Source organism: Pseudomonas sp. Sample_9, assembly GCF_004307535.1.
Taxonomy (GTDB): Bacteria; Pseudomonadota; Gammaproteobacteria; order Pseudomonadales; family Pseudomonadaceae; genus Aquipseudomonas; species Aquipseudomonas mercuritolerans.
The window spans coordinates 44,825-50,164 of sequence record NZ_RAZO01000459.1 but is presented as its reverse complement, the minus strand read 5'-3'; the positions used below and the strand labels follow the sequence as shown (position 1 = coordinate 50,164).

The following is a 5,340-nucleotide window of genomic DNA, read 5'->3' as shown; positions in this document are numbered from 1 at the left end:
CGCCGCGCCATCCAGCAACGGACTCAGACGCTCGCGTACTTCACTGTGATAAGCATTGAGCCACTGCTTTTCTTCCTGAGTCAGCAGGTCGGCAATCAGGCAACGGGTGTCGATCGGGCACAGCGTCAGGGTTTCGAACTTGAGGAAGTCGCCGAATTCGCTGCTGCCGGCCTCGCGGTTCATCGCCAGGTTCTCGATGCGCACGCCCCAGCGGCCCGGGCGATAAGTGCCGGGTTCGATCGAGGTAATCATCCCCGGCTGCATCGCCGTCTGCGGTGCCGGTGCCGCTTGATAAGCGATCACTTGCGGACCTTCGTGAACGTTGAGGAAATAGCCAACGCCATGACCGGTGCCGTGACCGTAGTCGACGTTGTCAGCCCAGATCGGCGCACGAGCGATGGCGTCGAGCAGCGGCGACAGGATGCCTTTCGGGAATCGTGCCCGCGACAGCGCAATCACGCCTTTCAACACGCGCGTGCAGTCCTGTTTCTGCTCCTGCGTCGGCGTACCCACCGGGACCATGCGCGTGATGTCTGTGGTACCGCCAAGGTATTGGCCACCGGAGTCGATGAGCAACAGACCATCACCCTCGATCACCGCATGCTCTTCTTCGGTAGCGTGATAGTGCGGCATCGCGCCATTGGCGTTGAATGCGGCAATGGTGTTGAAGCTCAGCGAAACATAATCGGGGCGACGTTCACGGGCAGCCGTAAGTTTCTCGTCGATGGTCAGTTCGGTGATGCGCTCGCGCCCCCATGCCGATTCCAGCCAGGCAAAGAATTCGCACAACGCCGCGCCATCCTGCTCCATGGCTTTACGGATGTGTTGAGCGTCGGCTTCGCTTTTCTGCGATTTGGCCAACGTAGTCGGGTTGAGACCCTCGACCAGTTTCACGCCACTGTCCAGGTTATCCAGCAACCCCGTGGTCACTCGCGCCGGATCGACCAGCAGGCTCGCGTCACTCGGCACAGCACGCAACGCATCGGCCACTTCGCGGTAGTCACGCAGCGTCACGCCATCCTGCTCGAGTACCGCGCGCAGATCGGAATCGACCTTGCTCAGCGCCACAAACAGCGTGGCCTGTTGCTGATTGATCAAGGCGAACGAAACAAACACCGGGTTGAACGAGACGTCACCACCGCGCAGGTTGAACAGCCAGGCAATGTCATCCAGGGTGGCGATGAAATGCCAGTCAGCACCGCGCTCTTGCAAGGTTTCGCGCAGTTTCGCCAGTTTCTCGCCACGGCTGACGGTCGCTTGCGGCGGCAGATGCTGATAGATCGGCGCGTTGGGCAGGCTCGGGCGATCGCGCCAGACTTCCTGCAACAGGTCAATATCGGTACGCAGGCGAGCGCCGCGTGCTTCAAGTTTGCTGCTCAGCGTGCGCGCCGAAGCCACCGCCATTACAGCGCCATCCACCGCAACCACGCCGCCCTCGGGGGTTTGCTCCGCCAGCCAGTCCAGCGGGCTCGGTTGCCCCGGTTGCAGCTTGACCAGTTCGATGCCGCTGCCGTTGAGCTCTTTCGTCGCCTGTTCCCAGTAACGACTATCGGCCCACACACCGGCGAAATCCGCAGTGACGATCAGCGTACCGACCGAACCGTGGAAACCCGACAGCCATTGCCGACCCTGCCAGTAGCCCGGCAGGTATTCCGACAGATGCGGGTCGGCGGACGGCACCAGCAGCGCATGGATGCCTTCGCGGCGCATCAGTTCACGGGTACGCGCCAGGCGCTGAGGCACCGATCCTTCGGTCAAGGTGTGGGAACTCATCATGTCTCCTGCTAATCGCGTCATCGTTATTGTTCGTAGCCTTCGCGGCCATGGAAAGCGTCTGCTGTTTAGAGCCCTGTCGCCCAGAATGCCGGAGCACTGGCGCAGGCGGTAGTGATCAGGTCAACGGCTTTGTCGACATCCTCGACGGTGGTAAACCGCCCTAGGCTCAAGCGGATGGTGCGCCCCGCCAGCCGCGCATCGTGCCCGAGCGCGAGCAGCACGTGGGACGGCGCATTACTTGCGGAATTACACGCCGACGTCGCGGAAAACGCGATCGAATGGCTCAATGCGGCGCTGTTGAACTCGCCCTCGCTGAAGGTCAGGCTCAGGGTGTGCGGAATGCGTTGCGAGGCACTGCCATTGAGGCGCACGCCGGGCAACTGCAAAAGCTGTTCGAGCAAGCGTTCGCGCAAAGCGATGATGGATTTTTTCTCTTCATCGAATGCGTCGGCGGCCAAAGCGAAAGCAGCGCCCATCCCGGCAATCTGATGAGTCGCCAGGGTTCCGGAGCGCAGGCCACCTTCATGACCACCACCGTGGATCTGTGCCTGCAAGCGTTGCTGCGCCTGCGGGCCGACATACAAGGCGCCGATGCCCTTGGGGCCGTAGAGTTTGTGTGCGGAAAACGACATCAGATCCACCGGCCAGCGGCTCAGATCGATCGCGACCTTGCCCGCGCCTTGCGCCGCATCAACATGAAACAACGCCTGCCGACTGCGCACCACTTCGCCAATCGCCTCGACATCGTTGACAGTGCCCAACTCATTGTTGACCAGCATCAGCGACACCAGAAAGGTGTCGTCACGCATCGCTTCGCTGACCGCTTGCGGCGTGATCAAGCCTTGGGCGTCCGGCACCAGAAAGGTCACGGCAATGCCCGAGTCCTGCAATTGCCGCGCGGTGTCGAGAATGGCCTTGTGTTCGATCTGACTGGTAATGATGTGCCCGCCGCAAACGCCACGGGCCTGAGCGACGCCTTTGAGGGCGAGGTTGTTGGATTCGGTGGCTCCGGAGGTCCAGACAATCTGCTCAGGCTGCGCGCCGACCAGATCGGCGACTTGCCGACGTGCCTGCTCGACCGTCTGCCGGGCCTGCTGGCCAAACGCGTGGGAGCTGGACGCCGGGTTGCCGAAGTTACCGTGAAAACCCAGACATTCGATCATCACCTGGATGACCCGCTCGTCCACCGGGGTGGTGGCGGCGTAATCGAAATACAACGGACGTGTGTTCATAAAGGACTCGCAGAGCGTGTTCCGGGATCAGGAGGCTCGTGTCTGCAAACGACGATGCACAGCCTCGTGAGCTGTGCATGGGTTCGAGAGCGTCATCAATACCTGATCGGATGCCGTTAAAGAAGTAGGGCTTCATTTAAAAGTGCGTAGGAACGCTCCTGAAACCGAGCTTAACAGGCATCGGGCCGGCGATTGAAGCAATGCGTCAGTGAAAGCTTTCGAGAAGTAACGGATACAACGAGATCACCAACAGCGCCGCCATGCCCCAATTGAACACGCGCAACCAGCGCGGATCTTTCAGCACATTGCGCAACAGCGTGCCGCACGCCGCCCACAGGCCGACACTGGGCAGATTGATGATGGCGAACACCGCCGCGATGATCACGACGTTATAGAAATAACCCTGCATCGGCGTGTACGTGCTGATGGCGCCGATGGCCATGATCCACGCCTTGGGATTGACCCACTGGAACGCCGCGGCGCCCAGATAGCTGATCGGTTTCGCCTCGCCGTGGGCACTGTCGCCGACCGGGCCGGAGTGGGCGATCTTCCACGCCAGATACAACAAATACGCCGCGCCGACATAACGCAGCACCGTATACAGAATCGGATAGGCCTGAAACACCGCGCCAAGGCCAAAGCCCACCGCTACCACCAACAGGAAAAAGCCGCAGCTGATGCCGAGCATGTGCGGAATGGTGCGGTTGAAACCGAAATTCACTCCGGACGCCAGCAACATGGTGTTATTCGGCCCCGGTGTGATAGAGGTGACAAGGGCAAACAGGGCAAAGCCCAACAGCAGATCAAGCGAGAGGTTCATCGAGGCAGTCCATCCAGGGTCGTTCAGCTGTTGACCCTATCCCACACGGCCCGGCAAACCCACGGACAGTTAGGGAAAACTTCAAGCAGTACAGTTTGCTTTCAGCTTGGACGGCCGTGCAGCTGTATGGCACGTTCGGCGCTCATCTCACCCTGTTGATCGAAGCCGAAAGTCTTCTGCGGCTGGCCGAGCAATTGGGCTTTTTTCGCGTGGTATTCGTCGAATGACAAGCCGCTGCGGTTCAGCGCTTCCAGCGCCAGTTCGCGGGATTCTTCAGCGGTGTAAGGGCGCAGCTCGGGCGAAACATGGCCGGCACAACCGGCGAGTACGGAAACAGCGAGCATCAGCGAAACAGTCAGTAAACGGTTCATGGGAGCGTCCTGGCGAGCAATGTGGGGTCGATGGAGAAAGGCTACGCCCGGGCACGCTCGCGCAGAAATCAACGCTCTCAATAGTGGCTATCAGCTTTGCGCTAATACTGGCTGACCGGCAGACGGCAGTGCAGCGCGTCGTCGTGGCTGCGGGCAATGCTGCTGTGCACCTGGAACGAATTGAAGGTCACGGTTTTCGCCCGATGAGTGCGGATCAATTGCCAGAAATCCTGCTCCCCGCTTTCGAAACCGTGAAATGCCGCCTCCCCCGCTTCGCGACTTTGCCACTGCAAAAAGCTCAACACGCGGCGGCCGTCGTCGCTGGCCTGCACGCTGGCGCTGAGAAACCCGTCGTAACGCTGGGCCAGCCGCTCGGTCTGCGTGGCCAATGCCGAGACCAGCGCCGCTTGCTGGCGGGGTTCGATTTCGAATTCGATCAATTGGGTAAAGCTGCGATTGCTCATGGAAAGCCCCACTCATCTTGAAGCGAGCCTTGCGACCCGAAGAGCTGCAGGGTAAAACCTCTAGTTAAGTCAAGGTCAAGAGTATTTTCCGCATGATCAGCAAAGAGCAGGTGCACAAGCCTCTCACCGTGGGTGAGGTTGCGGCGCGCAGTGGCGTCGCAGTCACGGCGCTGCATTTTTATGAAGCCAAAGGTTTGATCAAGAGTGAACGCAATGCCGGCAATCAGCGCCGCTATCCGCGCGCCGTCCTGCGCCGGGTGGCGTTGATCAAAGTCGCGCAACGGTTGGGGATACCGCTGGCGGAGATCGGCGAAGCGCTGAAAATCCTGCCGCAGGATCGCGCGCCATCAGCGGCGGACTGGAAGATTCTGTCTGAACAATGGCAGCGCGAGCTCGACGAACGGATCAGGCAATTGACGCTGATGCGCGATCAGCTCACCGGGTGCATCGGCTGCGGCTGTCTGTCAATGGAAGCCTGTCCGTTGCGCAATAAAGGCGACATGCTCGGTGACCGAGGGCCAGGCCCGCACTTTCGCGATGAGTGATGACGCTGCTCGTCGGCGAACAATTTGCGCAGCAAGGACGGTTCTATAGTGATTGCTCCGGGTAAATCCGGTGTAACCACATCTGTTGAAAACAAAAACAGGGAGAACGTCATGAGCGTCAAACCCATTCCC

At 60.1% G+C, this 5,340-nt stretch carries 6 protein-coding genes; 1 reads left to right on the top strand and 5 read right to left on the bottom strand.

Annotated features, from left to right (window positions below; genetic code table 11):
• The 5 genes from D6877_RS26300 to D6877_RS26280 form a co-directional block, all read right to left on the bottom strand.
• Window positions 1-1,773: aminopeptidase P family protein (locus D6877_RS26300; protein ID WP_130912601.1), on the bottom strand; the 1,773-nt coding region annotated here is incomplete at its 3' end.
• Between the two features lie 68 nt (window positions 1,774-1,841).
• Window positions 1,842-3,008 (bottom strand): aminotransferase class V-fold PLP-dependent enzyme, encoded by a 1,167-nt coding sequence (locus tag D6877_RS26295; RefSeq protein WP_130912600.1) that lies wholly within the window; start codon window positions 3,006-3,008, stop codon window positions 1,842-1,844.
• A 205-nt stretch (window positions 3,009-3,213) separates the two neighbouring features.
• On the bottom strand, window positions 3,214-3,828 hold the full coding sequence (locus tag D6877_RS26290) for a LysE family translocator (RefSeq protein ID WP_024013660.1): 615 nt from the start codon (window positions 3,826-3,828) through the stop codon (window positions 3,214-3,216).
• A 101-nt stretch (window positions 3,829-3,929) separates the two neighbouring features.
• Window positions 3,930-4,199: a hypothetical protein gene (locus D6877_RS26285; RefSeq protein WP_016770723.1), complete on the bottom strand. Its 270-nt coding sequence runs from the start codon at window positions 4,197-4,199 to the stop codon at window positions 3,930-3,932.
• Window positions 4,200-4,300: 101 nt separating this feature from the next.
• Window positions 4,301-4,663 carry an antibiotic biosynthesis monooxygenase gene (locus D6877_RS26280; protein ID WP_130912599.1) on the bottom strand — a complete coding sequence of 121 codons (363 nt, stop codon included), beginning with the start codon at window positions 4,661-4,663 and terminating at the stop codon, window positions 4,301-4,303.
• Between the two features lie 92 nt (window positions 4,664-4,755).
• On the opposite strand from D6877_RS26280, the gene soxR reads away from it, so the two are divergent.
• Window positions 4,756-5,208, top strand: a complete 453-nt coding sequence (gene soxR / locus D6877_RS26275; protein WP_130912598.1) for a redox-sensitive transcriptional activator SoxR — start codon at window positions 4,756-4,758, stop codon at window positions 5,206-5,208.
• The last annotated feature ends 132 nt before the right edge of the window (window positions 5,209-5,340 follow it).

Coding starts and splice junctions, on each gene's coding strand:
- D6877_RS26295 (WP_130912600.1), bottom strand. CDS start 3,008: ATGAACACACGTCCGTTGTATTTCGATTACGCCGCCACCACCCCGGTG.
- D6877_RS26290 (WP_024013660.1), bottom strand. CDS start 3,828: ATGAACCTCTCGCTTGATCTGCTGTTGGGCTTTGCCCTGTTTGCCCTT.
- D6877_RS26285 (WP_016770723.1), bottom strand. CDS start 4,199: ATGAACCGTTTACTGACTGTTTCGCTGATGCTCGCTGTTTCCGTACTC.
- D6877_RS26280 (WP_130912599.1), bottom strand. CDS start 4,663: ATGAGCAATCGCAGCTTTACCCAATTGATCGAATTCGAAATCGAACCC.
- soxR (WP_130912598.1), top strand. CDS start 4,756: ATGATCAGCAAAGAGCAGGTGCACAAGCCTCTCACCGTGGGTGAGGTT.